2 pseudogenes are annotated in these 2,553 nt (G+C 62.7%); one reads left to right on the top strand and one right to left on the bottom strand.

The features are described 5' to 3' along the window. Window positions 1–740: 740 nt before the first annotated feature. Window positions 741–1,754 (bottom strand): annotated as a pseudogene (locus tag FNJ47_RS45600) (IS91 family transposase); the annotation flags it as partial. A gap of 169 nt (window positions 1,755–1,923) precedes the next feature. Here FNJ47_RS45600 and FNJ47_RS52105 point away from each other — a divergent pair. Then, a pseudogene (locus FNJ47_RS52105) lies at window positions 1,924–2,553 on the top strand (hypothetical protein); the annotation flags it as partial.

Genomic DNA, 2,553 nt, shown 5'->3' with positions numbered 1-2,553 from the left:
CCAGTCCCGGGATGATCTGGACGAACTCAGCTTTCAGAAATAACGCGTGCGAGTCCGAGCGCAAGACATCGCCTCTTTGTACCCGGAGTCATACGGTGCCCGATGACACAATTCCTTGGCCCGCTCCATGCACTCTCACAGGAGCCAGGATTTTGCCACATCCTTCCTGGGGCCGGACCAACGCCGCATCGCATGTATTTCAAGCGAGCGGCGTTGTTGTTTAAAGACCAACGAAAATGACCAATCCGACTGTCCTAATTTGACATAGCGAGTGTCCTAACCAGGACAGCACCCGAGAGACGACCGATCTCCACGCAATGCGTCCACCCGTCGCTCCCTCCGATGCGACGACGGAATCACGACGCGCGATTCGACGGAATCTGGAGGGTTCTGTGAGGTCGCGCTCACGCGAGGGCGCGGCAGGCGCTTATGACGCGACCTCATTGAAGCCGGATTGAACGAAGGCGCGGGAGGCTATGCGCGGTTTTGCGGCTATGGGGATTGTTTGAGATCGCAATGCCCGATGTGCTGGCTCGGCGCGTGAGGCAAAGACACGGGATGTGCGCATAGGGGAAGAGTTGAGATCAGACGCGCTTCGCCGGAGATCGCGATAGGCGTTTTGCTGCATCGGACGGTTGTTGTCGCGCAGTGTGACAGCACGGATTCGACGTCGTCCGCGATGATCGAGACGTTGGGAGCGAAATGACGAATGATGATCGTCGTGCACGGCATGACTTGGCTCACGATGTGTCGCATCGGAACGGTGATGTTCGAGGGCTGGGGCGTCTGAAGCTATGTCGAAAGCGCTCAATGATGCGCATGACGCCACCGCAATCGGGACAGGCAGGAACCTCGGCCCACATCAGGGCTTCCGAATCCACAGGCGACGGCTCGCCATCGTTTGATGCTGTCCGCTCACGCTCGAGAAGTTTGTGGCAAAGGGCGAGTTTGGCAGCGCGATGGCCGTTGGCCATGAAGCCGAAGTGGCGGATGCGATGGAAGCCATCGGGCAGCGTGTGAAGAAGGAAGCGGCGGATGAACTCGTCGGGCTTGAGCTTCATGATCTTTGTCGCGCCGTTCTGGCGGTAGTCCTTCCAGGTAAAGGCGACGTGATCTTCGTCGAGGGCGACGAGCCGGCTGTTGGCTATTGCAACGCGATGGGTATAGCGGCCGAGATAGGCCAGCACCTGCGCGGGGCCGCCGAACGGCCGTTTGGCGTAGACGACCCAGTTGATGCGTCGCATAGCGACGAGGTGAGCTGCGAAGGCAGCAGGCTCCGCCAGGGATGCGAGATCGCTGAAGAAGTTCAGGGTGCCAGCGTCGAAGGCGGAGGTCAGACGTTCGAGGAACAGGCGTCTGAACAGCCGGGCGAGCGGTTTGATGGCCAGGAAGAAGTTTGGTCGGCCGGCGATCCAGCGCGCGCCATCGGGCGAGAGGCCGCCACCCGGAACGACGCAATGGACGTGGGGATGATGCATCAGCGCCTGCCCCCAAGTGTGGAGGACGGCGACGACGCCGATCTCGGCACCGAGCCGGCGTGGATTGGCGGCGAGTGTCGACATTGCCTCGGCGGCAGCTTTGAACAGGATCGCATAAACGATGGCCTTGTTCTGAAAGGCGATCGCGGCGATCGGAGCCGGCAGTGTGAAAACGACGTGGAAATAGGGGACCGGCAGCAGGTCGGCTTGACGCGCGGCGAGCCACTCGGCCCGGGCTGGCCCCTGACACTTCGGACAGTGCCGGTTGCGACAGGTAATGGGCGTCACCCATTACCTGCCTTATGGGCAAAGCCGGTAATGGGGAGCTGCCAATCGCGATCACCGTATTTTCCTGTGTATTGCCGCTCTTGAGCTCTCCATTACAAGTCGCCCGTGCGGCCCCGTTGGGTCGGCCACTGATGGCCGGTCACATACGGAGACGGACATGTTGGAGACGTACTTCTCGGCAGCGAAGATGCTGGGGCATCTGCGCAGTGGGCCGAGCGGGCCTTACCTTGACGGGTTTGCAGCGGCGCTGGAGCGGCAGGGCTATGGCCCCGAGACAGCGGTACGCTATTTGCGAGCGGCGGCTCACATCGGCCATGTTATGGCCGAGCAAGGCGCGGGCCTGGCGGACGTTGATCTCGCCGCGTTCGGCGAGCACCTGCGCACTTGCCGGTGTCCACGCGCCAAAGGCGGCCGGCGCAACCACCACACCATCTACGGTGCCAGGCTCTTTCGTCGGCCCCTCGTCGAGCTCGGCCTTGGCCGGTCCGCGGCCGTGGGGGCAGCACCCGCCGAGCCGCAGCTGGTCGCCGACTTCAAGACGTGGCTGCGCAAGCATCGCGGCGCATCCGATGCCACCGTCAGGCTCTACGCCCGCGACGCCGCGGGCCTGATGATGGAGCTTCGATCTGACCCAGCCGGCTGGAGGCCGAACGATGTCCGCAGTTACTTCCTGCAGCGGGCGAGCAATAGCGGGAGTGGCACGATCGAGAAGATGACGACGAGCCTGCGGGCCTTCCTGCGGTATCTCGCAGTCGCAGGCCGATGCCAGGCAGGTCTCGACGGCGCC

The sequence above is a fragment of the Bradyrhizobium uaiense genome (assembly GCF_010811875.1).
GTDB classification, from domain to species: domain Bacteria; phylum Pseudomonadota; class Alphaproteobacteria; order Rhizobiales; family Xanthobacteraceae; genus Bradyrhizobium; species Bradyrhizobium uaiense.
The sequence above is the reverse complement of the archived record's forward strand: the minus strand, read 5'-3'. Positions and strand labels throughout refer to the sequence as shown.